This window comes from Corynebacterium sp. c3Ub_189, assembly GCF_039907195.1.
In the GTDB taxonomy this organism is placed as follows: domain Bacteria; phylum Actinomycetota; class Actinomycetes; order Mycobacteriales; family Mycobacteriaceae; genus Corynebacterium.
This window is the reverse complement of the sequence record NZ_JASBOF010000070.1, coordinates 1-445: the sequence shown is the minus strand read 5'-3', so window position 1 is coordinate 445 and position 445 is coordinate 1. Positions and strand designations below refer to the sequence as shown.

Genomic DNA, 445 nt, shown 5'->3' with positions numbered 1-445 from the left:
TCGAGACATCGATCCTCCATGCTTTAAAAATGGAGCAGAAATCAAAACCAAGCCCAAAAATCATCATCGAAACCATGCTTGCTACCGGCATGACTCAAGCCGAAGCAGCTGACCATTTCGGCGTCAGCACCAGATGGATCCGAACACTTCAAGCCCGCTACCGAGAAGGCGGAATCAACCGCCTAGAACCACGCTCTAAACGCCCGCGCACTAATCCCCGAGCGCTCAACCCCAGCACTGTCGACCGCATACTTAAACTGCGCCAGGACCTCACAGAACGCGGCACTAACGCCGGAGCCCATACAATTCGCTGGCACTTGCAGCAAGAGGGAATCGACCCACCACCAGCACCATCCACAATCCACCGAGTGCTCGCAAACAACGGTCACGTCATCGCCCAACCACAAAAGCGTCCTCGCAGCTCATGGATACGATTTCAAGCAGA

Annotated in this window: 1 protein-coding gene; it reads left to right on the top strand. The window is 54.6% G+C overall.

Translation table 11 applies throughout. The annotated features are described in order from the left end of the window. Window positions 1–29 precede the first annotated feature (29 nt). Window positions 30–445, top strand: a 416-nt coding sequence (locus QKD99_RS11550) for a helix-turn-helix domain-containing protein (RefSeq protein ID WP_347951495.1), incomplete at its 3' end; no start/stop codon positions are given.